The 26,744-nt window shown below is 29.6% G+C and carries 26 protein-coding genes; 2 read left to right on the top strand and 24 right to left on the bottom strand.

The genetic code is table 11. The features are described 5' to 3' along the window. Positions 1 to 3 precede the first annotated feature (3 nt). From HCG76_RS10445 to HCG76_RS10515, 15 genes are all read right to left on the bottom strand, one after another. Complete coding sequence (locus HCG76_RS10445; protein ID WP_221700549.1) at positions 4 to 405, bottom strand: cytidine deaminase; 402 nt, start codon at positions 403 to 405, stop codon at positions 4 to 6. A gap of 74 nt (positions 406 to 479) precedes the next feature. Further along, a complete protein-coding gene (locus HCG76_RS10450; RefSeq protein WP_221700550.1) occupies positions 480 to 1,181 on the bottom strand; it encodes a diacylglycerol kinase in 702 nt (233 codons plus the stop codon). Positions 1,182 to 1,204: 23 nt separating this feature from the next. Next, positions 1,205 to 1,705 (bottom strand): rRNA maturation RNase YbeY, encoded by a 501-nt coding sequence (gene ybeY, locus HCG76_RS10455; protein ID WP_221700551.1) that lies wholly within the window; start codon positions 1,703 to 1,705, stop codon positions 1,205 to 1,207. Positions 1,706 to 2,179: 474 nt separating this feature from the next. Beyond that, positions 2,180 to 4,243 (bottom strand): HD family phosphohydrolase, encoded by a 2,064-nt coding sequence (locus HCG76_RS10460; RefSeq protein WP_221700552.1) that lies wholly within the window; start codon positions 4,241 to 4,243, stop codon positions 2,180 to 2,182. 30 nt (positions 4,244 to 4,273) lie between these two features. Next, entirely contained in the window at positions 4,274 to 5,413 is a 1,140-nt protein-coding gene (gene yqfD, locus HCG76_RS10465; protein WP_221700553.1) for a sporulation protein YqfD, read from the bottom strand. A gap of 7 nt (positions 5,414 to 5,420) precedes the next feature. Further along, a complete protein-coding gene (yqfC, locus tag HCG76_RS10470) occupies positions 5,421 to 5,699 on the bottom strand; it encodes a sporulation protein YqfC (RefSeq protein WP_221700554.1) in 279 nt (92 codons plus the stop codon). Positions 5,700 to 5,804: 105 nt separating this feature from the next. Next, entirely contained in the window at positions 5,805 to 6,257 is a 453-nt protein-coding gene (locus HCG76_RS10475) for a GatB/YqeY domain-containing protein (RefSeq protein WP_221700555.1), read from the bottom strand. Positions 6,258 to 6,287: 30 nt separating this feature from the next. Then, positions 6,288 to 6,464 (bottom strand): 30S ribosomal protein S21, encoded by a 177-nt coding sequence (rpsU, locus tag HCG76_RS10480; RefSeq protein ID WP_003441547.1) that lies wholly within the window; start codon positions 6,462 to 6,464, stop codon positions 6,288 to 6,290. Between the two features lie 123 nt (positions 6,465 to 6,587). Then, positions 6,588 to 6,932 carry a histidine triad nucleotide-binding protein gene (locus tag HCG76_RS10485; RefSeq protein WP_221700556.1) on the bottom strand — a complete coding sequence of 115 codons (345 nt, stop codon included), beginning with the start codon at positions 6,930 to 6,932 and terminating at the stop codon, positions 6,588 to 6,590. A gap of 440 nt (positions 6,933 to 7,372) precedes the next feature. After that, the gene (gene mtaB, locus HCG76_RS10490) at positions 7,373 to 8,677 is read right to left on the bottom strand and encodes a tRNA (N(6)-L-threonylcarbamoyladenosine(37)-C(2))-methylthiotransferase MtaB (RefSeq protein ID WP_195987060.1); all 1,305 of its coding nucleotides are present in this window, start codon (positions 8,675 to 8,677) and stop codon (positions 7,373 to 7,375) included. Further along, positions 8,677 to 9,438 carry an RsmE family RNA methyltransferase gene (locus tag HCG76_RS10495; protein WP_221700763.1) on the bottom strand — a complete coding sequence of 254 codons (762 nt, stop codon included), beginning with the start codon at positions 9,436 to 9,438 and terminating at the stop codon, positions 8,677 to 8,679. Before HCG76_RS10495 ends, mtaB begins: the two co-directional genes overlap by 1 nt. Before the next feature lie 21 nt (positions 9,439 to 9,459). Next, positions 9,460 to 10,401 carry a 50S ribosomal protein L11 methyltransferase gene (gene prmA, locus HCG76_RS10500; protein ID WP_221700762.1) on the bottom strand — a complete coding sequence of 314 codons (942 nt, stop codon included), beginning with the start codon at positions 10,399 to 10,401 and terminating at the stop codon, positions 9,460 to 9,462. A 136-nt stretch (positions 10,402 to 10,537) separates the two neighbouring features. Continuing rightward, a complete protein-coding gene (locus tag HCG76_RS10505; protein WP_221700761.1) occupies positions 10,538 to 11,716 on the bottom strand; it encodes an O-antigen ligase family protein in 1,179 nt (392 codons plus the stop codon). 326 nt (positions 11,717 to 12,042) lie between these two features. Continuing rightward, complete coding sequence (gene trmB, locus HCG76_RS10510; protein ID WP_221700760.1) at positions 12,043 to 12,699, bottom strand: tRNA (guanosine(46)-N7)-methyltransferase TrmB; 657 nt, start codon at positions 12,697 to 12,699, stop codon at positions 12,043 to 12,045. Positions 12,700 to 12,879: 180 nt separating this feature from the next. Continuing rightward, positions 12,880 to 14,430 carry a nitrite/sulfite reductase gene (locus HCG76_RS10515; protein ID WP_221700759.1) on the bottom strand — a complete coding sequence of 517 codons (1,551 nt, stop codon included), beginning with the start codon at positions 14,428 to 14,430 and terminating at the stop codon, positions 12,880 to 12,882. Positions 14,431 to 14,667: 237 nt separating this feature from the next. On the opposite strand from HCG76_RS10515, the gene HCG76_RS10520 reads away from it, so the two are divergent. Beyond that, positions 14,668 to 15,345, top strand: coding sequence for a hypothetical protein (locus tag HCG76_RS10520; RefSeq protein WP_221700758.1), 678 nt, complete (start codon positions 14,668 to 14,670; stop codon positions 15,343 to 15,345). 30 nt (positions 15,346 to 15,375) lie between these two features. Here HCG76_RS10520 and dnaJ read toward each other — a convergent pair whose 3' ends face one another. From dnaJ to gpr, 9 genes are all read right to left on the bottom strand, one after another. Continuing rightward, positions 15,376 to 16,512, bottom strand: a complete 1,137-nt coding sequence (gene dnaJ / locus HCG76_RS10525) for a molecular chaperone DnaJ (RefSeq protein ID WP_221700757.1) — start codon at positions 16,510 to 16,512, stop codon at positions 15,376 to 15,378. Between the two features lie 123 nt (positions 16,513 to 16,635). Beyond that, positions 16,636 to 18,495, bottom strand: a complete 1,860-nt coding sequence (gene dnaK, locus HCG76_RS10530; RefSeq protein ID WP_221700756.1) for a molecular chaperone DnaK — start codon at positions 18,493 to 18,495, stop codon at positions 16,636 to 16,638. A 52-nt stretch (positions 18,496 to 18,547) separates the two neighbouring features. Beyond that, positions 18,548 to 19,135, bottom strand: coding sequence for a nucleotide exchange factor GrpE (gene grpE / locus HCG76_RS10535; RefSeq protein ID WP_221700755.1), 588 nt, complete (start codon positions 19,133 to 19,135; stop codon positions 18,548 to 18,550). Between the two features lie 23 nt (positions 19,136 to 19,158). Continuing rightward, a complete protein-coding gene (gene hrcA / locus HCG76_RS10540) occupies positions 19,159 to 20,187 on the bottom strand; it encodes a heat-inducible transcriptional repressor HrcA (RefSeq protein ID WP_221700754.1) in 1,029 nt (342 codons plus the stop codon). Between the two features lie 193 nt (positions 20,188 to 20,380). Then, entirely contained in the window at positions 20,381 to 21,511 is a 1,131-nt protein-coding gene (gene hemW / locus HCG76_RS10545; protein WP_221700753.1) for a radical SAM family heme chaperone HemW, read from the bottom strand. Positions 21,512 to 21,597: 86 nt separating this feature from the next. Continuing rightward, positions 21,598 to 23,403 carry a translation elongation factor 4 gene (gene lepA / locus HCG76_RS10550; protein WP_221700752.1) on the bottom strand — a complete coding sequence of 602 codons (1,806 nt, stop codon included), beginning with the start codon at positions 23,401 to 23,403 and terminating at the stop codon, positions 21,598 to 21,600. Between the two features lie 131 nt (positions 23,404 to 23,534). Then, on the bottom strand, positions 23,535 to 23,996 hold the full coding sequence (locus HCG76_RS10555; protein ID WP_221700751.1) for a hypothetical protein: 462 nt from the start codon (positions 23,994 to 23,996) through the stop codon (positions 23,535 to 23,537). A 102-nt stretch (positions 23,997 to 24,098) separates the two neighbouring features. Continuing rightward, the gene (locus HCG76_RS10560) at positions 24,099 to 25,211 is read right to left on the bottom strand and encodes a stage II sporulation protein P (protein ID WP_221700750.1); all 1,113 of its coding nucleotides are present in this window, start codon (positions 25,209 to 25,211) and stop codon (positions 24,099 to 24,101) included. A 103-nt stretch (positions 25,212 to 25,314) separates the two neighbouring features. After that, on the bottom strand, positions 25,315 to 26,289 hold the full coding sequence (gene gpr, locus HCG76_RS10565; RefSeq protein ID WP_221700749.1) for a GPR endopeptidase: 975 nt from the start codon (positions 26,287 to 26,289) through the stop codon (positions 25,315 to 25,317). 175 nt (positions 26,290 to 26,464) lie between these two features. On the opposite strand from gpr, the gene rpsT reads away from it, so the two are divergent. Further along, entirely contained in the window at positions 26,465 to 26,728 is a 264-nt protein-coding gene (gene rpsT, locus HCG76_RS10570) for a 30S ribosomal protein S20 (RefSeq protein WP_195987076.1), read from the top strand. The last annotated feature ends 16 nt before the right edge of the window (positions 26,729 to 26,744 follow it).

The following is a 26,744-nucleotide window of genomic DNA, read 5'->3' on the forward strand; positions in this document are numbered from 1 at the left end:
CTCCTAGCCTTTTAAGTCCTTCTTTGAAAAAACACCTGGTAATATTTCTTCAAAAGTTTTTACTATATAGTCATTTTTATTTTTTATTATTATTACTGGAATCTTTTCATCAATTACAAATTCTGCAATTACTTGTCTGCATATTCCACATGGATAAGTATATGCATTAGTATCTCCTACTAAGGCTACTGCTTTTATTTCTCTATTTCCTTCATGTACGCCTTTAAAAATTGCTGTTCTTTCAGCACAATTAGTTCCTCCGAAAGATGCATTTTCGATATTAGATCCAGTATATATTTTTCCATCCTCAAATAATACAGCTGCTCCAACCTTAAAGTTTGAATATGGACAATATGCTCTTTCTCTCGCTTCTAAAGCGCTATCTATTAATTCATTATATTTCATTCTTCATTCCTCCATTTAAATAGTATATCACATATAAATAAAATTCCAAATCTAAGTTATTTATTAACCTTAATCTATAATTTAAATATAGTAAAAATTAATAAAGTCAATAATATTCCTAGTATTCCCCCCACTATAACTTCAAATACAGTATGAACTTCTGAATCAACTCTACTTTGAGCGGTAATAAAAGCCATTAAATAAGCTAATATTATACAAATAGGTTTTTCAGTTATTAACGCTATAGCTGTTGAAATTGAGAATGCTAATGCACTATGTCCACTAGGCATTCCTCCCTTTAAAGGTGTTCCTTCACCAAAAATAGCCTTTATTATAACAACAGATAAAACAACTATAACTAATGCTATTAATATCATATATGGTTCTGAATGCTTAATCTTATAAACTACTTCAAAAGAAAAGTTAGAAAGTTTATCCCAAAATACAATGTATCCTACTAATATTGCATTTATTGCTGTCACAAGCACCGCTCCAGCTGCCGTATTTTTTGCTACCTTTGCTAAAGGATGATAATAATTTGTATTTAAATCTACTGCTGCTTCTACCGCTGTATTAACTAATTCCGCACTAATAACCATTGTAATTGTGATTGCTAATGCTAAAAATTCTGCTTTTGACACATCAAAGAAAAAACAAGCTATCAAAACCCCAATAGATGCTATTATATGAATCTTCATATTTCTCTGAGTTCTAGCAGCATCAACCACACCATTAATTGCATGGTTAAAACTTTCTAATAATTTTTTCATCTCCATAAATTACTCACCCTATCCCCAATTTATCTAGTTATATTTAACTTACCTAATATTTCTTCTTCTCTTTTTCTCATTACTTTCTTTTCTTCATCTTCCATATGATCATAACCTAACAAATGAAGAATGGAATGTACAACTAAGTAACATACCTCCCTATTAAAAGAATGATTATACTCTATACTCTGTTCTTTTGCTCTTTCTAAAGATAAAACCATATCTCCTAATACTAGTTCATCACCATCTAAATATATTTCATTAAACTTAGTATCCTTATAAACCTCTTTAAAAACTTTATTTTGAGGATAATCTAACATTGGAAATGATAGTACATCAGTTGCTTTATCTATTCCTCTTGTATCTCTATTTATCTCTCTTATTTCTTCATTATCCACAAATAACAGTGAAATCTGATAAGGAACATTCATTTCTTCTGCCTTTAGCGATTGTTCACAAACTTCATTTATAATATTAATAAGCTCATCAGTTACTTCCATTTTATTTTGCCTATTATCAGTATATAACATAAGTTCTCCTTTCATTTTTCTTAATTTAAATTATGTATATTTTAAATTATTGTTTTATAATTATAATACCTTTTTAATAATTTAACAATCGAAATAAATTGCGAACTACAGTGAGAATGAAAAATGGAATATTACTTTTCCGGTAAGCGGTGAAATTTTCGCTTTGAATTTATATAATTGATTCCGTAAAATTTGCTAAAGTTTTTAAACTTGCTAAAGCTTCAAACAATAAAAACTTCTTAACACAAATTTTACTACATCAATTATTAAATTCTACAGCTTAATTTCAATGCTTCCCTCCAAATTAATATTTCATTTTTTCTCTTCACTGTTTTTCTTATTTCCCCGGCTTATAGTTAACGACTCCTGCTACAAATTTATAGCAGAAGTCGTTAACTTTAGGAAAATTCGGCTTAAATTGCAGACTTAAGCTTTAGTTCGCAGTTTATTTGAAAAGGGAGGTAACCCTCCCTTTTATTCTTTACCCTTTTCTTTTGGATACTCTATTCTATGATGATAAATGCCTTTTAATACCTTTAAGAAACAACCTTTTATTATTTCTAGATCTCTAAAGGTTAAATCACATTCGTTTAATTGATCTGAATTCAGTTTATCCTTTACGATATTATTAACCATATTTTCAATCTTTTCTAATGTAGGTTCTTGAATTGATCTTACAGCTGCTTCAACACTATCTGCCATCATAATTATAGCTGCTTCTTTACTTTGAGGTTTAGGTCCTGGATATTTAAAATCTTCTTCTTTTATACTATCTGGATCATTGCTACTATTCTTTAAAGTATAATAAAAGTACTTTACCAATGTTGTTCCATGGTGTTGTATCATCATATCACTTACTACACTTGGAATATCGTATTCTTTAGCCAATTCTAAGCCATCTTTAACATGTGAAATTATTATAGATGCACTTAAACTTGGTGCAATTTTATCATGAGGATTAACTCCTCCTAACTGATTTTCTCCAAAGAAAAAAGGTCTCTTTATTTTCCCTGCGTCATGATAATAAGCTCCAACCCTAACTAACATTGGATTTGCTCCTACTTCCTCAGCAGCAACTTCTGCTAAGTTTGCAACCATAACACTATGATGATATGTTCCAGGTGCCTCCATTAATAATCTCTTTAATAGTGGACTATTTGGATTTGAAAGCTCCAATAATTTCATATTAGTAACCAAACTAAAACTTGATTCTAAAAACGGTAATAACCCTATAGCTAATATACCTGAAATAAATGCTCCTAATGCTGCTAATGACATATCGATTAATATTTTTTTTATATTATTTGATAAAAGTATTCCACTTGATAAAACAACCATAGAAACAGAAATTGCAACATAAGCTGTTGAATATAATATATCATTTCTTTGACTTACCTTTTTTAAAGATGTAGATGCTACAATAGTTCCAACCAATCCCACCAAAATAATTTGAGGATCAAATCCAGCTATAACTGCTATAAGCATCAGATTTAAAGAATTAATTATAACGGAAACCTTATAATCTAAAAATACAGTCATAAGTATTGGAGAACAAGCTATTGGAACTAAAAATAATGATACAAAAGCAAAAACTCTAGTTGTTACTAATGATAACAGATTTAATAGTAATATTAAAAACACAAGCTTAGTGTTAATAATTACTTCTTTTTTCTCTTTCTTCAAATATAGGTATTGTACAACTAATACAAATAAAACATAAAATGCTATTATTATATAAGTATATATATAGTCCTTACTTATACCCTCACCTACTAATCCTAATTCTGTAAGGATTGTTATTTGTCTTTGTGTAATTGGCTCTCCTTCTTTTACTATAGTTTGATTTTTCTTTATCATAACCTTAGAAACACTTTTTAATGCCTCTTTAACAGCTTCATCTGTCTTTGTCTGATCAAAAAAGTAATTTGGCTTTACTTGGCTATCACACATTCCCTTTAAAATTTCTTCTAAATTAGAGTCCAAATTCTGACTATTTAAATAATCTTCTACAGTTGCCTTAGCCGACTCTATTTCCTCACTATTCCCATCTTCTATTTGATTCTCATACGCCCTATCAATTGCAGCTAATGCTATCCATTGTAATTCCGTATCTTTATCAACAGTTAAATCTAATAATGTCTTATATTGAGCATCGGCAAGTTTAAATGTATCTATCTTTTTTAATTCACTAATTTTATCTTTTTCTTCTATTTCACTACTTTTCAGATTAATTAACTTATCAAAAAATGTTTTTATATTCTGACTCGCTTCGATCTTAACCTCATTTTTAAGAGTAAATTTTTTTTCTACTTTAGCTGATACTTCTTGCTCTTTTGCATTAGTAGCTTCTTCATCAATAATATCTCTAGGTGCCTTTATATCAACACTAGCAATATCACCTTCAATGAAGTTATATCTCTTAGGTGTCACAACTGTCATTATTATAAAATATATTAATATTGCTGTAACAGTAAATAAAAATATTCTTTTCCACTTATCTTTATGTATCTTTTTATTTACACCATTTTTATCTTTCATCTTGTTCACCTTCTCATCTTACCCTAATATCTAATAGCTTACTGTATCCTCACTTACTATATTTTGCTCTACAACAAAAACAACTTTTACTAATAAGTTTTCTTCATCTTTCATTTCTTTATCCACTAATTTATCTACTACCTTTGCATCTCTACTTAGGTCATTTAACAAAGATTTTTCTAAACTATCAATAGCATTTTCTATTGCATCATCTTCTGATAGATTTATATCTTTTTCTACTCTTTCATAATATAACACTTTATTAAATATTTTACCACTCAATTCTATTTTATCATAATGTTCAAAATCTTTTATAGCTTTTTTCAGATAAATTTTTTTACCAAAGATACTTATATAAATATCACTATCCTTTTCTCCACTTCTCTCAAGTGTAGTACCTTTAACTTTTACATTCATAGATTTTTCATAAAAAGTATTTGCTATAACTATTCCTCTAGGTGGCAAAATATACTCTCCACCTTCAATTCCATCTATACCTTCTATTACAACATCTCCAGCTTTAATAAGCTGACCACTCTTCACTTTAGCTCTTCCCGCAAATGTGTAAACTCTCTTTATTTCCCCTTCCATAGTAGCAACCAAATTTCCATACTCATATTCTTGTTCTTGTGGTGGATTTATTTTTTCTTCCACTACAACTTTCAATGTAGATCCTTCAATCCTTACCCTTAACCATAATATTTCTGAGCTTATATTTTCTAATTGCTTTTCTATCTCTTTTACATCAATAGATTGTTTTGAAATTCCTGGTCTAACTCCTATACTATTTAATTGCTTTCTTATTTCAAATGGTGGTATATTTTGTTGAACATCTACTTCTACTGCCCATATGTAAGTAGATAAATAATATATAATACATAGAAACATGACTCCACCAACAACTAAAGATAATTTCTTCTTCATATTTCCTAAAAAGAATACTAACCCATTACTTTTTATAATTTTTATTCTGCCACCTAGTTTTTCCACATGTTCTCTTACTACTGCATAATCTAAATAATCAATTTCCAGTACTAATGTTGCTACATCTTTTTTCTTTACTTTATACACTCTTATGTTTTTCGCCCAAAATAAATTTAATAATCTTTCAGTATTTAATATTTTTATTTCAACCAATATTTTCCCTTTTTTAATCTTATCAAAAGCCATTTTTTATTCACCTCACATATTCGATTGAATCAAAATAACCTTTAATAGTTATAGTTGATGCCGCTATATATAATATTTCAAAATCATGTCCTTTAATTTCTACAGGTGACATATTGGTATTTATTTTTATTTTATCTCTTTCAAATATCATTATCCCTTTATGATTTTCTATAGTTACCTCATTTCTTCCTATAACAATAATCTTTGGTACATCTAACAATACATCTTTAGGGAGATCAAGCTTTTCAACCAAAATTTCTTTACCTCTATTAATTTTATTTTCCATAGTTTCTCTCCTTTAAATAATACTCTCTCAATGTACTTTATGATTTTAATTTAAAGAAAATCACAAAAATAAAAAAAGAACTCAATCTAAATTGAGTTCTTTTAATTATTTACTATTTAAATACTCTTTAACAACCTGACTAACAAGTTTTCCGTCTGCTTTACCTACAACCTTTGGTCTAACTGCTGACATAAGCTTACCCATGTCTTTCATGTTATCAGCACCTATTTGTGTAGCTGTTTCTTTTACAATTTGTAAAATTTCTTTTTCACTTAATTGCTGAGGAAGGTAACCTAGCAAGATTTCAATCTCAGATTTATTCTGTTCAACCAAATCCTGTCTATTTCCCTTTTCAAATTCAAGCATCGCTTCTTTACGTTGCTTGACTTCTTTTGCTAATATTTCTATAACCTTATCGTCCTCAAGCGTAACACCATCGGTTTTTTCTACTAGCAATACAGCAGACTTAGCACTGCTTAATACATTAGCTCTAAATTTATCTTTAGACTTTAATGCACTCTTCCAGTCCTCTTGTAGTCTTTCTTTTATTGTTGGCATACTTAAATACCTTCTTTCAAAAATTAAAAACTACTTGAATTTTCTCTTTCTTGCAGCTTCTGATTTTTTCTTTCTCTTTACGCTTGGCTTTTCGTAGTGTTCTCTCTTTCTAACTTCTGAAAGAACCCCAGCTCTTGCGCATTTTCTCTTAAATCTTCTTAATGCACTTTCTAGTGTTTCGTTTTCTCCAACTTTGATTTCTGACATCTATTATCCCTCCCTCCGCTAGCTCAAATTAGTATCTTTAAATCAGCTACGGGCTTAATAACACATATTGTATTATACAATACGAGCCACAAAAATGTCAATATTATTTATACTATTTTTCTATTAACCTGGTGGCCACTTTAATTCTCTTGCACCTAATATATGAAAATGTATATGATTTACTGTTTGACCTCCATCAGCACCGCAGTTATTTACTATCCTGTAACCAGAATCAGCAATACCAAGTTCCCTTACTATTTTATTTATTACCATGAATATATGTGAAACTATTTCACATTTTTCTTCAGTTAATTCATTAGCACTTCCAATATGCTCCTTAGGTACCACTAAAAAATGAACTGGTGCTTCTGGACTTATATCATAAAATGCAAGCACTTTATCATCTTCATATATTTTTTTAGATGGAATTTCCCCAGCTACTATTTTACAAAAAATACAATCTCCCATAAACTCACCTCCTTTTATTGCTTAAAACTAAGTCATCCACGAACATTATGAATAAAGTGCGAACTACAGTGAGAACGAAAAATGGAATATTACTTTTCCGGGAAGCGGTGAAATTTTCACTTTGAATTTATATAATTGATTCCATAAAATTTGCTAAAGTTTTTAAACTAGCTAACGCGTCAAACAGTAAAAACTTCTTCACGCAAATTTTACTACATCAATTATTAAATTCTACAGCTTAATTTCAATGCTTCTCTCCAAATTAATATTTCATTTTTTCTCTTCACTGTTTTTCTTAGTTTCCCGACTTATAGTTAACGACTCCTGCTACAAATTTGTATTACAAGTCGTTAACTTTAGGGGGATTCTGCTTAAATTGTAGACTTAATCTTTAGTTCTCAATTTATTTCAAATATTCACTAAAGTGCCTTAATTCACTTCTAAACCATGCTTGCTATAGCATAATCTTCTACTGCTTCTTCAATTTTCACATCTACTATTTTACCAGTAATATCTGCTGACATGCAATGTACTATTACTTTTATATAATTTCTTGTATATCCTTCATAGAAATCAGGCTTATCTTTAATTTCTTTTTCTATTAAAACATCCATTACTCTTCCAATGAACTTTTCAGTAAATGCATGCTCATTTTTATCATTTAATTCTATTAAAGCCTTACTTCTTATATCTTTTACAGTTCCATCAAGCTGATTTGGCATATCTGCAGCCTTAGTCCCCTTTCTAGGACTATATTTAAATACGTGAGTCTTTGTTAAATGAATTCTTTTTAAGTATTCATATGTTTCGTTAAACTCTTCTTCCGTTTCACCTGGGAACCCAACAATTACATCTGTAGAAATTGATACATCTGGCAATGTTTCTCTTAACATGTTAACAGATGCTTCATACTCTTCAGCTGTATATCTTCTGTTCATTCTCTTTAATGTTGCATCACAACCACTTTGAAGTGATAAATGGAAGTGTGGACATAGCTTTTTAAAGCCTTTAATCTTTTCAACAACTTCTTCAGTAAAGAATGCTGGTTCAATAGATCCTATTCTAATTCTTTCTATTCCGTCTATCTTTTCTATTTCTTCTATTATATTTATTAAATTTATATTACCCTCTAAATCTAATCCATATGAAGCAGTATGTATACCTGAAAGTATAACTTCCTTAAATCCATGGGCTGCTAATTCTTTAACTTCTTCTAAAACTTTATTTGGATCCTTTGAACAAACTGACCCTCTAGCATAAGGTATTGTGCAATATGTACAAAATCTATTACATCCATCTTGAATTTTTAAAAATGCTCTAGTTTTATCTTGATAATCCTCTATTTTTAAATCTTCAAACTTTTTATTTTGAAGAACTGGTTGAACATGAACTTGTGGCTGTCCCTCATCCTTCGCTTTATTAACATAGTAAACTACATCACCTTTATTTCTTGTACCTAAAACAACATCTACTCCTGGTATTTCAGAAACTTCTTTAGGTGCCATTTGTGAATAACATCCAACTGCTGCAATTATAGCATCTGGATTAGTTCTTCTTGCTCTACTTATTATTTGTCTAGATTTTTTATCTCCCATATTTGTTACTGTGCAAGTATTTATTACATATACATCAGAAAACTCATTAAAATCAACAACTTCATAGCCTTCTCTAATGAATTTTTCAGCCATCGCTTCTGATTCATACACATTAACTCTACATCCTAATGTAGCAAATGCAACTTTCATTAATCATTTCCTCCTAAATCACTAAGCTCATATTGTATTAAAGACGTAGCAACAAATCCTGCTGTTTCAGTCCTTAATATTCTCTTTCCAAGAGTTACTATACGAGCACCTTTATCTTTAAGTCTTTCAATTTCTTCTTCTTCAATTCCACCTTCAGGTCCTACAAATATACCAACATTTTTAATCGTATTAGTAGTATTATCTTTTCTTAATTCATTAATTAATGTCTTTATACCAAAATTATTTGCATTTTCATATGGAACTATTAATAAATCTAAAGAATTTATTCTTTCTAAAACTGCATTGAACTCAATTGGTTCTGAGACCTTTGGAATTATACTTCTTTTACTCTGCTTTGCAGCTTCTAAAGCTATTCTATTTAATCTATCTAGCTTTTTAAATTCACCTTTTAATTTAACATCAACTCTATGAGTTATTGTTGGAATAAACTCAGTAATCCCAAGTTCTGTTCCTTTTTGAACTATTAAATCCATTTTTTGTGACTTTGGCAATCCTTGAAATAAATATATTTTTATATCACTTTCATTATTATCCTCAAGTTTTTCTAATATTTCAATTAAAACTTCTTGCTTTGAAACTGATATAACTTTTCCTAAATATTCAATACCTTCACAATTATTTAATGTAACTTTTTCGCCTTCTGAAATTCTAAGCACTTTATATATGTGCTTTACATCATCACCAATTATCTTAGCTACATCTCCATTAATCAATTCTTTTGGAGTAAAAAACTTATGCATTCCTTTATTCTCTCCTAAAAATTATTTTAATTTTGCAACTATACAGTTCCATTCACCATCTCTATTTTTTTCAACTACTTCAAAACCAGTAGCTTCAAGTTTTTCACAAACCATATCAACTCTATCATGTATTATTCCTGATGTTATGAAAGTTCCACCTTCTTTTAAGACTCTCTTAACATCATCTGCAAGTATACAAATAATCTCTGCTAATATATTAGCAACAACTATATCAGCCTTTCCATTTATAACTTCAACTAAGTTACCATGTAGTATTTCTATATTATCTAGATTATTATATCCTACATTCTCAATTGAAGATTCAACAGCAACTGGATCTAAATCTACACCTACAGCTAGTTTTGCTCCTAATTTTGCTGCAGCTATAGCTAAAATACCGGAACCACATCCAACATCAAACACTGTACTTTCTTCTTTAACATATCTTTCTAAGGCTTGAATACACATTCTTGTAGTTTCATGAGTACCTGTACCAAAAGCCATACCTGGATCTAAATCAACAACTAACTCATTATCTTTAGCTTCATATTCTTCCCATATTGGCTTAACAACAATCTTCTCCCCAACTTTTGATGGTTTATAATATTGTTTCCATGTATTAGCCCAATCTTCTTCATGCATTTTTTCATGCTCAACTTTAGCTTCACCTAAATCAAGTCCCATTTCTTTAAGCTCTACTAATCTTTCATTGACATATGCTAATACATCTTCAATATTATCTTCTTCTGCAAAATAAGCCTTTACAACTGCAACTTTACCTTTATGTTCTAAAACATTTATATCTGCAAAATCCCATGTTAATGGACCTTGTTCTCTTCCTAAAATATCCTCAGGATCTTCTATTGCAACACCCTTGCAATCTAAGCTATAAAAAATTCCTGATATTGGTTCTAAAGCCTCACTCTTAGTTATTACTCTTACCTCTATCCATGTTCCATCCATTACTGAATCATCCTTTCACTTCTTTTTCTCTTTGACTAATACTATATTTTACACGTATGTTTACATAAAGTCTAGAATAATTTATATACAAAAAGGATAACTATATTTTTACATATAATTATCCTTAAATAACATTTTAAATTGCTATATCTTTATTTTTTTTATTTTCTTTTTTCAGTTTAACTTTTTTAATTATCTTATTATTAGCTATATTATAAGTAATAGCTCCTGAAAAAATAAATATTATCCCTAATTGTGGTGCATATAAAGTACAATCCACAATCCCTTGAATAATTACCATGGCATTTATAGCTGCAATTAAAGGCAATATTTTATTATGTCCCTTGTATAACTTTATCATATCTTTATAAATATTAAATTTAAGATATAAGTATATTAAAAACCCTACAATTCCTAAACTCACTAAAAAAGTTAACCATAAATTATGAGGATGAATTAAAAACGTAATGATTTTATTATGTAAACTTGGATCATTACTATAAACGAAATTAGATCCACTTTGCATCATCCCTAACATTCCCCATCCAGTTATAGGCTTCTTAAATATCATATTCATAGCCCCTATCCAGATGCAATATCTTGAATTAAATGATGTTACGAATTCTCCAATAGGCGTTGTATTAGCCACTTTATTCTGAACACTAATAAATAATAAAGTTATTACTGCTACCGTTATACAAATAGCTATTAGACCTTTTATATCCTTTTTTTCTTTTAATATATAATATACAAATATAGCTCCTACTAAAGCAATAAATGCTCCTGTTGATTCAGTTAATAATAATGCTACGATTATTAATACAATAGAAAGATTATATATTATATCATCCCTTTTTCCTTTATCTGTGCACTTTAAGTAAAAAATCATTAATATTACATTTCCAAACCAAGCTCCAGCCATATTAGGATTTCCAAAAGAGCTAAAAACCCTATGCTGAGGCACTCCTAATAAAATAAATATTATTTTTTCTATTACTCCCCCAATAGCTGCAATCACACTTAAATATACTATATATTTAATAACTAAATTTATTCTACTTATCTTCACAAAATAATTTTGACAAAACACACTTAAAGCAAAATATAAAAACAGCCCTAGAGATGCTAATAAAGATAATAAATTTCTATTTACAATACCGCTAAATACAGAATATGCAAATAATAAAAATAAACTTATATTCCAATAATTTTTTTCTACTTTTATTTTTTTTCTAATCAACATTCCAACTGTATATATAGCTGGAATAATAGCTGTAAAAGGCGAAAAAATAATCATAATAATAAAATATATCATAATTTACCACCAACATTTATTATTTACACCTTAAGGTGTAACTGCCTTAGTATACACACAATGAAAACTTTATTCAAAGAATTTAACTATCTTTTTATTAAATTTGACATAAACATTTTAATATATACTTAGTATCTCCAATAAATATTTTTATTTTTCTAATAACAGCACGTTTACATTTCTATATTTAATAATAATGTTGTTATAAATTATATATATTTCTAACTTTTCTTTTTACTTGATATTAGTTTGGTTATTTTTTCATCTAAAGGGATTATTATCAACACATAAAGCAAAAAGATTGCAATTTGCAACCTTTCTTACTTTTAATTATATGTGGCAATTAAAAACTTAGTTTTTATTCCTTGTGCAGTAAACATGTCTTCATGCTCAGTTGTAACATTGCCTTCAAATCCGCTGTTATGTAAATCATATGTAATATACTTTATCTCTAAATTACTTTCCTTAAAATACTCTAAAGATTCTTCAAATAATTCATCATCATCTGTTTTAAACCATATTTCTGCACCTTTATTTAAGAACTTCTTATATTTTTCAAGCTGTCTCGTATGAGTTAATCTTCTTTTTTTATGACGTTCTTTAGGCCAAGGATTACAGAAATTTATATATATTCTTTCTATAACATCATTCTCATCTAACATATCATCTATTAATAATATTTCTTGAGACATAAGAGCAACATTATCTATTTCATGCCCTACTTTTTTATAGTCATCTTCAATATTTCTTTTAGCTAAAACTAAAACCTCATCTTTTATGTCTACAGTTATATAGTTTATTTCAGGATTTTCAGAACCATGAACAGCCATAAATGTTCCTTTTCCACATCCTAATTCCATATATATCGGTTTATCATTACCAAAAAATTCTTTCCATTTACCTTTGTATTCACTTGGTTTTTGCACAAAAAACTTGCAACTTTCTAACTCAGGTCTTGCCCAAGGCTTTCTTCTCATTCTCATAACTTTCGTTCACTCCAAATCATTTCTTTAAGTTCATAGATTAATTATACAGATTATTTCTTTTATTTCAACTATATATGAAGCTTTGTAATAACTTTATATAATAATAAATCCACAATATACCTTCTTTAATTTTAAAGATAGTATATTGTGGATAACATTAATTAATATTATTCTTTACTAACAATTATATTTTTCTACTAAAGCTTTAAACTCATTTTCATTACTCTTTATATATTCTATAAATGGCTTATTAGCAGTATTTAAATTTTCAGCTAATTCGCAAATAAACATAGGAATATCTTTTCTTGCAATGTCTCCAAAGCATTTTCCTAATCTTGCTTCTCCTTCTACAAAGCTTCCATCAACATGAACTTCATATGCTTCTTGTATTACATCATTAATTCTCTTTTTCTTTCCTGTAAATCCTATTTCAGCTATTTCATGAACTCCACAAGAATTACCACATCCAGAGAAATATAATCTAGGTAATAAATCAACATTTGAAACATTTTTCTTAACGTGATCTAAAGTTTCTCTTAAAACTTCTTGACTTTCACATATACCTATTTGACATGTTGGTACCCCTATACAAGATACGCTATAGTCAAATGAAGTTGATCCTCCCATATTATTTGTAACTTCTAGAAGTTCCTCTGCTTCTTTTCCATTTAAGTTTCTAAAATATACTCCTTCAGTCATTGATAATCTTATTTCTGGATCATCAAATCTTTCTAGTGTATCTATTATAGCTTTTAAATCACTTAGCTTTATTTGTCCTCCTACTGGATGTAAATAAACACTATATAATCCTGCTTGCTTTTGTTCTACTAATCTAGAATTAGTTATATTTGTTTCTATACCTTTTTTATCATATTTTTTAGCTTCTACTGATAATTTATAGTTTTCTTCTTTTTTAACTTCATCAACATACTTCTTGTATTCAGCTATAAATCCTTCTTCACCTAACTTATCTACCATGTATCTTACACGAGCTTTGGCCTTATTTCCATAATTTCCCTCTGCCTTAAATAATCTAACCATAGCTTCAACATAATTTAATACTTCACTAGGTTCAATAAGTTCTGGATATATTAATGCTAATTTAGGATTTCTTCCTAAACCACCACCTAAGTACACTCTAAAATAGTCTTTTCCATCTTTATTAACAGCTAAAAATCCTAAATCTTGAATTGTACAGTGCGCTGTATCACTTGAAGCATTAGAGAAAGATACTTTTAACTTTCTTGGTAACTTATAAGTAATTATCCTTTCCATGAAATACTCACCAGTAGCTACTGCATATGGTGTAACATCAAAAGCTTCTTCTTTGTCCACACCTGATAATGGAGATAAAGCAACATTTCTTGGGAAATTCCCACCTGCTCCTCTTGTATATATATCCTTATCTAAAGCTTCTTTCATTAAATCACATACTTCGTCTATTGATAATCCATGATATTGTATTGCTTGACGTGTAGTAAAATGTAAGCCACCTAACTTATATTTTTCTGCCCAATCATATATTAACTTTAATTGTGGCATAGTTATTATCCCTGAAGGCATTCTAAGTCTTAGCATAAACTCTTTTCCTCCACGATGAGCATATGCTCCCATTCCTCCTGATGCATGTTTAAAGTCCATAACAGACATTTCTCCATTAACAAACTTATGTCCAACTTTTCTAAACTCTTCTATCTCCGGCAAAAGTACTTCTTTTAAATTTTTCATCTTATCACCTCATATTATTGCTACTATTTTTAATATTCCTACTTATGATAACAAATATTCACCCCTCTATTATATCTATAATCTCATTTCTTTTCTATTATCTAGTTATTTAAATATTTAATTGTAACCATAAATTTTTTAAATGTTTACCAATTCTTAAAATTTATATCAATTGATTTTTATCATTTTTTTCTATAAAATAGACATAAATATACAAATAAATAAAGGAGTGATTATATGGTCCCAGTAAAAAACAAACCACCTTTAGACTCTGAAATATCTGTTAAAGAAAAATTTAGATCTTTATCAGTAAAAAAGAAATTTGAATTCATATATGATTATTACAAACTTCCTATAATAACAACACTACTAGCTATAATAATTATAGGATATATATCATATTCAATTGCCACTAAGCAAGATACTTATTGTAATATTACATACTATGGTTCAACTGTTAATTTAGATAATTTCAATAAAATTAAAGATAAATTAAACGAAAACATTTTAGGAGATAATAAAAAATCTGCTATTTTTACAGATACTCTATTATTAAACTTAAATTCTAATCATGGAGATGACCCTACAGCAACTCAAGCATTCGCCGTTAGGTTAGCTGCTAGTGAAATCGATATCCTTTTAACAGAAAAAAATAACTTTGAATATTTTGCTACTAACAATATGTTACTTGATTTAAATTCCTTAGAAGGATTTGATACATTAAATATCTCTAGTGATAACTTAGTAACATCAAAAGATGAATTTGGAAATGATAAAAACTATGGGATTAAAGTGGACAACTTGAATTTATTAAAAGATGCTGGATTTAATAACGAAAATACTGTTTTATGTATAGCTATAAGTTCAACTAGACATGAAGAAACTATTAAAGTATTAAGTGAATTTATAAATTAAAAAAGATGTTGCAACTGCAACATCTTTTTTTTATTTCTTATTAAATAAATCTTTTAAGCCCTTTTTGTGTGTAACTTCTCCGTCAACACTTTCTCCACAAGCTTCCATAAATGCTTCTAAGGCCTCTTTTTGTTTAGAGTTTAAGTTCTTAGGAATATCAACTATTACTTTTACATATTGATCTCCTCTTGCGCTTGAGTGAACCTTAAGCACACCCTTACCCTTTAATCTAAACATTGTTCCAGATTGAGTTCCTGCTGGAATACTATACTTAACATCTCCATCTACTGTTGGAACTGTTATTTCAACACCCAAAGCAGCTCTTCCCATTGATATATGAGTTTCTATATAAATATCATTTCCTCTTCTATCAAATTGTTTAGATTTAGCCACATTTATTCTGATATATAAATCTCCTGGAGGCCCATCATTAGAACCATGCTCTCCTTGTCCTCTAAGTGGCATTACATTACCTGTGTCAACACCAGCAGGTACATTTACTTTAATCTTTCTAGTCTTTCTCACTTTTCCTTTACCACTACAGCTTGAACATGGCGTTTCAACTATTGTTCCTTTACCTCCACATCTATCACAAGTAGAAGTACTTACAAAACTTCCAAGAGGTGTTTGTCTTTGAACTCTAACTTGCCCACTTCCATTACATGTTGGACATGTTTTTGGTGAAGTTCCTGGTTCAGCACCAGTTCCTCTACACTTCTCACAATTTTCATGTCTGTTTATAGTTATTTCTTTTTCTACGCCAAATACAGCCTCTTCAAAAGTTAAATTTAAAGTATATTCTATATCTGCGCCTTTTACAGGGCCATTTCTTCTTCTTGAAGAACCACCACCGCCTCCAAAAAAGCTTTCAAATATATCACCAAAGCCTCCCATATCTGAGAAGTCAAAGCCACCAAATCCACCTGCTCCAAATCCACTTCCATCAAAGTCAGCAGTACCAAATTGATCATATCTAGCTTTCTTCTCTGGGTCAGAAAGTACTTGATATGCTTCATTTATATCTTTAAACTTTTCTTCTGCTTCCTTATTACCTTGATTCTTATCAGGATGGTATTTAATAGCTAGCTTTCTAAAGGCTTTTTTTATCTCATCATCACTTGCACCTTTTTCAAGTCCAAGCACAGCATAATAGTCTTTATTTGCCATCTATATACTCACCACCTATTTATATTTTGCCTAATTTATATTAACACTTATAAAAATATTCGTAAATACCTAAACTTTCAAAAAGGGAAGACGACTTTTGTCTTCCCTATTTATATATTTATATTATTTTTCGTCTTTTACTTCAAAATCAGCATCTACTACATTGTCATCATGAGCTGCTCCTGCATTAGCATTTCCACCCATATTGTTTGGATCAAATCCAGCACCTTGAGCTCCTGCTGCACCTTGAGCATCAGCATACATCTTTGAAGATATTGCATAGAATTCTTGAGTTAATTCTTCAGTAGCTTTCTTAATTGCTTCTAAGTCTTCTCCATCTTTTACTGCTTTTAATGCATCTAATTTAGCTGTTATCTTAGCTTTATCATCAGCAGATATCTTATCTCCAAGCTCTTCTAATTGCTTTTCTGTTTGATATGCTAATTGATCTGCATTGTTCTTAACTTCTATAGATTCTTTTCTCTTCTTATCTTCTTCAGCAAATCTTTCTGCTTCTTTTACTGCTCTATCTACTTCTTCGTCAGAAAGGTTAGTTGAAGCAGTAATTGTGATGTTTGCTTCCTTACCAGTTCCTTTATCCATAGCAGATACCTTAACAATACCGTTAGCATCTATATCAAAAGTAACTTCGATTTGTGGAATTCCTCTTGGAGCTGGAGCAATACCTGATAAAGTAAATCTACCTAAAGTCTTGTTGTCAGCTGCCATTTGTCTTTCACCTTGTACTACGTGTATTTCAACTGATGTTTGACCATCTGCTGCAGTTGAGAACACTTGGCTCTTCTTAGCTGGTATAGTTGTATTTCTTTCGATTAATGGAGTAGCAACTCCTCCTAAAGTTTCAATACCTAATGTTAATGGAGTAACATCTAGTAATAATACGTCTTTAACTTCTCCAGTTAAAACACCTGCTTGAATTGCAGCACCCATAGCTACACATTCATCTGGGTTAACTCCCTTTGAAGGTTCTTTTCCTGTAAAGTTTTTAACAGCTTCTTGTACTGCAGGTATTCTTGTTGATCCACCAACTAATATAACTTTATCAATTTGGCTAATTGATAATCCAGCATCGCTTAATGCCTTCTTCATTGGTTCAATTGATCTTTGAACTAAATCATGAGTTAATTCGTTGAATTTTGCTCTAGTTAAGTTCATATCAATGTGTTTTGGACCAGTTGCATCTGCAGTGATGAATGGTAAGTTAATGTTTGTTTGCATTGATGATGATAATTCAATCTTAGCTTTTTCTGCAGCTTCTTTTAATCTTTGAACTGCACTCTTATCATTTCTTAAGTCAATTCCATATTGAGCTTTAAAGTCATTTGCTATATAATCAATGATCTTTTGGTCAAAGTCATCTCCACCTAAGTGAGTATCTCCATTTGTTGATAATACTTCGAATACTCCATCACCTAATTCAAGGATAGATACGTCGAATGTACCTCCACCTAAGTCATAAACGAATATTTTTTCACTGTGCTCAGTCTTATCTAAACCATAAGCTAATGAAGCTGCTGTTGGTTCGTTTATTATTCTTAATACTTCTAATCCTGCTATTCTACCAGCATCTTTAGTTGCTTGTCTTTCAGCATCATTAAAGTATGCAGGAACTGTTATAACTGCTTGAGTTACTGGTTCACCTAAGTAAGCTTCTGCATCAGCTTTAATCTTTTGAAGTATCATTGCTGATATTTCTTGTGGTGAATAAGTTTTATCATCTATATGAGTTTTATGGTCTGTTCCCATTTCTCTTTTTATTGAAATTATTGTGTGTTCTGGATTTGTAATTGCTTGTCTTTTAGCAATTTGTCCTACTAATCTTTCTCCGTTAGCTTGGAATGAAACTACTGAAGGAGTAGTTCTAGCACCTTCTGAGTTAGTGATAACTACTGGTTCTCCACCTTCCATAACTGCTACACATGAATTTGTTGTACCTAAATCAATACCTATAATTTTTCCCATAATTTTTTCCTCCTCGAAATTTACATATCTATTTAAATATTTTCCTTATTTACTATTTTGCTACTGTAACCATTGAATATCTGATTACTTTTTCTCCTTTTTTATATCCTTTTTGATATACTTGAGCAACATCGTTGCTATTTAAATTAGCATCTTCAACAACTGAAATTGCTTGATGTACATTTGGATCAAATCCATTAGTTGTATCAATTTCTTCTACACCTAATTTTTCTAAAGAGTTTAGAAGTCCTTTTATTGTCATCTCAACACCTTTTTTAAGATCTTCTACATTTCCATCTACAGCTAAAGCTCTTTCTAAGTTATCTGCTACAGGAAGTATTTCTTTTAATACATCTGTGCAAGCATCTGTATATATACCTTCTTTTTCTTTTGCTGTTCTTTTTCTGTAATTATCATACTCAGCAGTAAGTCTAAGTAATCTTTCCTTTAATGCATCTAATTCATTAGAAAGTTTTTTATTTTCATCTTTTAACTTTCTTATCATAGATAAATCATCAGTTTCAGAATATTCTTCTATTATCTCTTCTACTTCTTCATTTTCTGTAGCTTCAGTATTTTCTTCAACTGTATCATTTTCTTCTAAGATTTCTTCATCTCTTAAATTTTTGTTTTCTTCCATCTTTACACCTCATCTCTCTTTAATCAATACTCTTGATCCTTAAGACTTTTATTTAATTCTTTCATGACTTGTGCCATTATAGAAATAACTTTTGAATAATTAATTCTTTGTGGACCAATAAGCCCAACACTTCCAATGGGTCTTCCTCCTAAGGAATATTCTGCAGTTATTACTGAACAATCCTTAGCTTCTGGAATATAATTTTCATCACCAATTTTAATTGATATATCCCCACTATTTTCAAGTAGTTCTATTACACAATCTTTATTACTTATTAATTGAAGTACTTCTTTAGCCTTTTCAATATCGTTATACTCTGGATAATTGAAAAGATTTGTTGTTCCTTCAACAACTAAGTCTGATTTTGAACTATTATTTAAACTTTCATATAAAGCTGGAAGCATTGCATTAAATAAATCATCAAACCCTACTAAGTCCTTCTTAAGCTCATTAATAACTTCTAAATTAATAGCTTCAATTGTTAAATTCTTTAATTTAGAATTTAATACCTCATTAATTCTAATAAGTTCCTCATTACTTGGTACAGTATTAATTTTAATTCTATGATTTTTTATAACACCACTATCTGTTACTATAACAGCTATTAAATTTGTTTCATCTATTTTTATTAATTGTAGTGATCTTATATAACTTCTTTTCATAGAAGGTGTTTGAACTATACAAGTTAAATTTGTTAATTCTGATAATAAAACACAAGCTTCTTTTAATATAGTATCAACTTCATGCATAGCTGAATTAATTAAATATTCTTTAATTCTTAGCTCTTCATCTCTACTTAGCTTTGGTGTTTCCATTAACTTATCAACATATAATCTATATCCCTTACTAGATGGTATTCTGCCTGCTGATGTGTGAGGCTGTTCTAAGTATCCCATTTCCTCTAAATCTGCCATTTCATTTCTTATAGTTGCAGATCCCACACCTAAATCATACTTCTTAGCTATTGTTCTTGAACCAACAGGCTCACCTGTTATTATATAGTCATTAATAATGGCTTGAAGTATTCTTATTTTTCTTTCATCAATAGCCATTTCATCACCCCTATTGTTAGCACTCATTAAAGTCGAGTGCTAATGACTACATTATCAATATATTCTTATTTGTTTTTTTTGTCAATTTCATATTTCTTTAAATTTTCAACTATTTTTTTATATAATTTAATTCTTTCGCCATTTTCTCTTTGCATCTCTTAATTTCTCCTTTTTCCTTCGCTTTTCATTTTCACTATTTATCTAGTATAAAATCTGACATTACACTATTTGATAATTCCATTCCTTTATAGGTTAAAAACATTCTTTTATCATCTATAACAAGCAAACCATCTTTTATATTTTTCTCAATGACTTTCTTATATATACTATTTATATCTACGCCAAATTTTCTCTTAAATTTTAACAAATCTATACCACAAATCATTCTTAATCCCATAAAGATAAACTCTTCCATTTCATCTTCAATAGAATTCTTATACTTATCTACTATTACTTCTTTTTCATCATTTATATTTTTTATATAGTTATTTATATTACTTGTATTTACAAATCTATATCCATCAATATAAGAACTGCTTGCACTACCAACTCCTATATACTCGTCTAATGACCAATAAACCTTGTTATGTCTACATTCTTTCCCATTTAGAGCAAAATTAGAAATCTCATACTGATGATATCCATTTTCCTTTAAAATATCCTTAGTTAACTTATCCATTACTCTTTCCTCATCTTCACTTGGAAGTTGAAGTTTATCTTTTTCATATAAGTTATAAAAAGCAGTTCCTTCTTCAATGATTAAACTATATGCAGAAATATGTTCTGGCTTTAACTCACATATCTTTTCTAATGTATCTCTCCATAATTCTACAGTTAAATTAGGAAGCCCATACATTAAATCAACATTTATATTATTAAATCCTACTTTTCTTGCCAAATTATAATTTTCTAAAAACTCTTCAAATGTATGTATACGCCCAATCTTTTTTAATAATTCGTCATTACATGATTGAAGTCCAAAACTTATTCTATTTATTCCATATTTTTTCATTATCTTTAATTTTTCTTCATTTACAGTTCCAGGATTACATTCCATAGAATATTCTATATCCTCTGATAAATTTAATTTAGATACTGATTTTAAAAGTTTTTCAAGCTCTTTTTTCTCAAGATGTGATGGTGTTCCACCACCAATAAATATTGTCCTAATCAAATAATTAGTACATTTTTCTTTTATTTCTTTAATTAAAGCATCAACATATGCTTCTCTAAATTGTTCTTTTCCTGAAAAAGTAGGAAAATCACAATAAAAACATCTTTGCTTACAAAATGGTATATGTATATATAAACTTATCTCTTTCATATTTTTCTCCTCTAAATTTTATATTTATAATTTAGCTTAATTATGAAAAAAGACATTGCTACTGCAATGTCTTTTTATTAAGCTTCTTAGTCTACTTTAAGAACAGCCATGAATGCTTCTTGTGGTACTTCTACAGATCCCACCTGTCTCATTCTCTTCTTACCTTCTTTTTGCTTTTCAAGAAGCTTCTTCTTTCTTGAAATATCTCCACCGTAACACTTAGCAAGTACGTCTTTTCTCATAGCCTTAACTGTTTCTCTTGCTATAACCTTAGATCCTACTGCTGCTTGAATTGGAACTTCGAACATTTGTCTTGGAATGATTTCCTTAAGCTTTTCTGCAATTCCTCTTCCTTTATGGTAAGCTCTTTCTTTTGGAACTATCATTGATAAAGCATCAACTATATCTCCATTTAATAATATATCAAGCTTAACAAGTTCTGTCTTCGTATATCCTTTGAATTCATAGTCAAATGAAGCATAACCTCTTGTTCTTGACTTTAAAGTATCAAAGAAGTCATAAACAATTTCATTTAATGGAATATCATAATTTATGCATACTCTTGTTTCTTCTAAGTATTGCATATCTATATATACGCCTCTTCTTTCTTGACATAAATCCATTATAGCTCCAACATACTCTGTTGGTGCAATTACAGATGCTTTAACTATAGGTTCTTCCATAGATTCTATTTCTGTTGGTTCTGGTAAATTAGTTGGGTTTGTTAAATCTAAAGTTTCACCATTAGTCTTTGTAACCTTATATATAACAGAAGGAGCAGTTGTTATAATATCTAAATTAAATTCTCTTTCTATTCTTTCTTGAATTATTTCCATATGAAGTAATCCAAGGAATCCACATCTAAATCCAAATCCTAATGCTATAGATGTTTCTGGTTCAAAATCTAATGCAGCATCATTTATTTGTAATTTTTCTAATGCTTCTCTTAATTCATCATATTTAGCTCCATCAACTGGATAAATACCTGAGTAAACCATAGGTACTGCTTTTTTATATCCTGGAAGAGCTTCTGCTGTTGGTCTATCAGCTTCTGTGATAGTATCCCCAACTCTGGCATCAGCAACATTTTTTATAGATGCTGTTATATATCCAACATCACCAGCCATAAGTTCACCTATTGGTAATAACTTTGGTGTAAACACCCCTACCTCTACAATATCATAAACCTTATTTGTATTCATAAGCTTTATCTTAGTTCCAGCTTTAACTTTACCATCAAGTATTCTTACATAACATACAACACCTTTATAACTGTCATAGTATGAATCAAATATTAAAGCTTTAAGCGGTGCTTCCTCATCTCCACTTGGTGCTGGTATCTTTTCTATTATAGTTTCAAGCACATCCTCAACATTTAAGCCTGTTTTTGCTGATATCATTGGAGCATCTTCTGCTTCAATTCCTATAACATCTTCAATTTCTTCTTTAACTTCATCAGCTCTTGCAGATGGCAAATCAATCTTATTAATAACTGGTGCTATTTCTAAGTCATTGTCTAAAGCAAGATAACAGTTAGCTAAAGTTTGGGCTTCAATACCTTGAGTTGCATCTACTACTAATAGTGCTCCTTCACAAGCAGCTAAACTTCTTGAAACTTCATATGTAAAGTCTACGTGTCCTGGTGTATCAATTAAATTTAATATATATTCTTCACCATCATCACGTCTGTAAACAAGTCTTGCAGCTTGGGATTTTATTGTAATCCCTCTTTCTCTTTCTATTTCCATATTATCAAGAACTTGCTCTTCCATTTCTCTTTTAGTAAGAGTCCCTGTAATTTCTAATAATCTATCCGCTAGGGTTGACTTACCGTGGTCTATATGTGCTACGATTGAAAAGTTTCTAATCTTTGATTGTCTATTACTTTGCATATATCTTAACTACTAATTATATTAGTAGCTTCTTCACCCCCATATTGTTAAATCAAGCTAAATTATAACATAGAGTATAGAGTAAGTGTCAAGAATATTAACGTGGAAATAATATTAACATTAATAGTATTTTATTTATTATTAATGTTTTCTATAAAATCATCTACATTTTTATCAAATTCGCTCTTACTATCTTCATTTATAACTTTATTATTTTCATAATATTCACTATTAGTTTTTGTTGTTTTATTTATTTTATCCTTTACATTTATAAAAATCCTATTAAAATATCCACCTACCTTTTTTATAGAATTCATAAATAAATTATCATTAGTTAATTTAATTTCCTTATTGTATATCTTTACTGTAGCTAAACCATCATTTTTTTCTCCAACATAAATTTTAACTACACTATTGTCTTTAATGAACTCCTGGAAGTCCTCACCAAACTCTTCGCTTACTATTTTAAAATTATCATCAGTATTTCCTAATGGTGATAAAGACTCAGTATTTATTATATTTATTTTTATACATCCTATAAGAAGTAAAATTACTGCCAATATCGGTATAAGAAAATTCTTAATAATTTTCAAAATAACATCTCCTCTTTAACTTAATATCTAATATATAAATAAAAAAATGAGCTCCCTGCTTATTAGCTATAAGGATGCTCACTTTTTAAACTTTTATTCAATTTACTCTTTACCCTTCAAATATTCTGCAATTATTCTTGCTAAATATTTTGCACTTAACTTAGATTCTTGAGCTGTATTAAGTTCCGTTCCAAACTCTGTTAATATACATGCTGGGCTCAAATCCTGATTAAAGTTATTTGATCCATGATTAAATTCATGTAGTCCTATTCCATCTTTAGCATCTGCCATTAATCCTGGAAAAAGACTTTCAGATATCCCAATCATTTCATTTACAGCCTTCATCATTTCAGAATAATTAGGCGATGCTTTTGATGTTACAAACATCACTCTTGCTAAGCTCTGGTCATTTATTACAGTAGTTGTTTGTTCTTTACTTGGACCACTATTTCTATGCAAATCTATTACTAATTTTAAGTTTGGAAATTGATTTAAATAACTTTGCACAGTAGGTTCTGATCTATAATAAGATTGATTATATGGACTAGTATCATGTATAGTTTTATCGTGCACTACTGATATTCCATATCCTTCTTCTAACTCTTGAGCTAATACATCTCCTACCCCAACAACACTAAAATCTTCTTGATCTGTATCTGATCCTGCTTCTGCATATCCCTCATGAGTATGTGTATGATAAATTAATATTTCCACATTAGAATCATCTAGGGTTTTCTTAAGCGAAGGATCATAAGCTGCACTAGTCTTATTAAGTTCTGCTAAATCCTCCTCTGTAACTCTAGCTATACTCTCTTCTTTAACAACATATGGTTCAAAAAGTCCAAATGTTGATTTAGCAGAATTATCTATGTTTCCTTGATTATTAGCTCTATTTATACCACTAAAAAAAGATACTTCATTGCCTACTATTCCATAAGTAGTTATTTTATTAAGGCCTAAAGCTTCAACTATTACTCTTTGAATACTTACTTTATTTTCTCTATATGCTGTACTATCATATATTTGCGTTTCTACTACTGGCATGGAATAATTAAGCAATTGCACATATGCTAATCCACCACGTTCTCTATAACTATTAATAACACTACCAGCTCTTACAAAAAAAATTATCATAATAGCCAATAGAACTATATATCCAATACTAATACCATGTCTTTTCTTCTTAACATTATTACTTCTATTAACCCACTGCATTTTTATCCCTCCCTACTCTTTCTATATATATGGGAGGTTTTACATAATTATTAATAGTTTTATAAATTATCTTAACTTTTATTTTCCTTCGCAATATTATTCACTAGTTCATAAACTTATTAATCTCTTCCATGTCCATATTAGGTTGAACTGCAATATTTATTCCATTTGCAATTATTTTTGATAATGATTCTATAATTGTATCTACATCTTTTGGAGTAACCATTAAATCTCCAAAGGCTGGATTTAATATTTCTCTAATAAGCATATTCTTTTCATTTCTATCAACACTTTTCAACATGTTATAAAACTCTTTTCCTTTTTGTGCCTTGCTACATAAATCATCTAATAATAAATCCATAGTATCATTTGCTATAGTTGCTGCATCAACAACAGTCGGAACACCTACTGCTAAAACTTTTACACCTAAGCTTTTTTCATTTATTTGCATTCTATGATTTCCTACTCCAGCTCCTGGTGAAATTCCTGTATCCCCAATTTGAATAGTTCTATTTACTCTTTCTAATCTTCTAGAACCTAATGCATCAACACATATAACTAAATCTGGTTTTATTTTATCTACTAATGATTTTATAACTTCTCCTGTTTCTATTCCTGTAATACCTAAAACACCTGGGGCTATTGCACATACTGGCCTTACTGAATCATCTATTACATCAGGCATTACTTGTTTTAAATGTCTTGTTATCATAATTTTTTCTGTTACCTTTGGTCCAAGTGCATCTGGAGTAACATTCCAGTTTCCAAGTCCAACAACTAAAACAAGTTTACTTTCGTCAATATCTACAAGTTTTTTTAAAACTTTTCCTACAACTAGTGATAAATTATCCATTGATTCGCCATCATACGGTGTAAATTCTGGAAAATCTATAGTAATATAATGTCCTTTTGGTTTACCTAATTCCTTCCCAGCCTCATCACTTTCAATGGTTACGGTAGTAATTTTAACCTCTCCTTCCATTTCTTCATCAACTTTTACTCCATCAAGTTCTCTTTTATTTTCCTCTGTATATGCCTGTTTTGCTTCTATTGCAAGGTCTGTTCTAACGCTTATCATGATATTCCTCCTAAGTTTTATTACTAATCAAATTTATTTTCCCAAATAAGTTTTAATTTCATACTTGAACTTAAAAACTTTAGGTGTTATAATATGATTTGTTGAAAATGAACTCGTACGCAGATTTCCCCAAAAAACTGCAGAGGCCCTATAAAATATCAAGGGGGTGAATTGAATGGCAAATATTAAATCAGCAAAAAAGAGAATTAAAGTTACTGAAAAGAAAACTTTACAAAACAAAATGGTTAAATCAGCTTTAAAAACTGCTATAAAGAAGTTTGAAGCTGCTGTAGCTGCTAACAACGCTGAAGAAGCTAAGGCTTTATTCGTTAAAGCTACTAAGTCTTTAGACATGGCTGCTCAAAAAGGTGTAGTTCACCAAAACATGGCTGCTAGAAAGAAGTCAAGATTAGCTGCAAAATTAAACGCTATGGCGTAATAAATAAGAAGCCGGT

This window comes from Clostridium sp. K13, assembly GCF_019734195.1.
In the GTDB taxonomy this organism is placed as follows: Bacteria; Bacillota; Clostridia; order Clostridiales; family Clostridiaceae; genus Clostridium.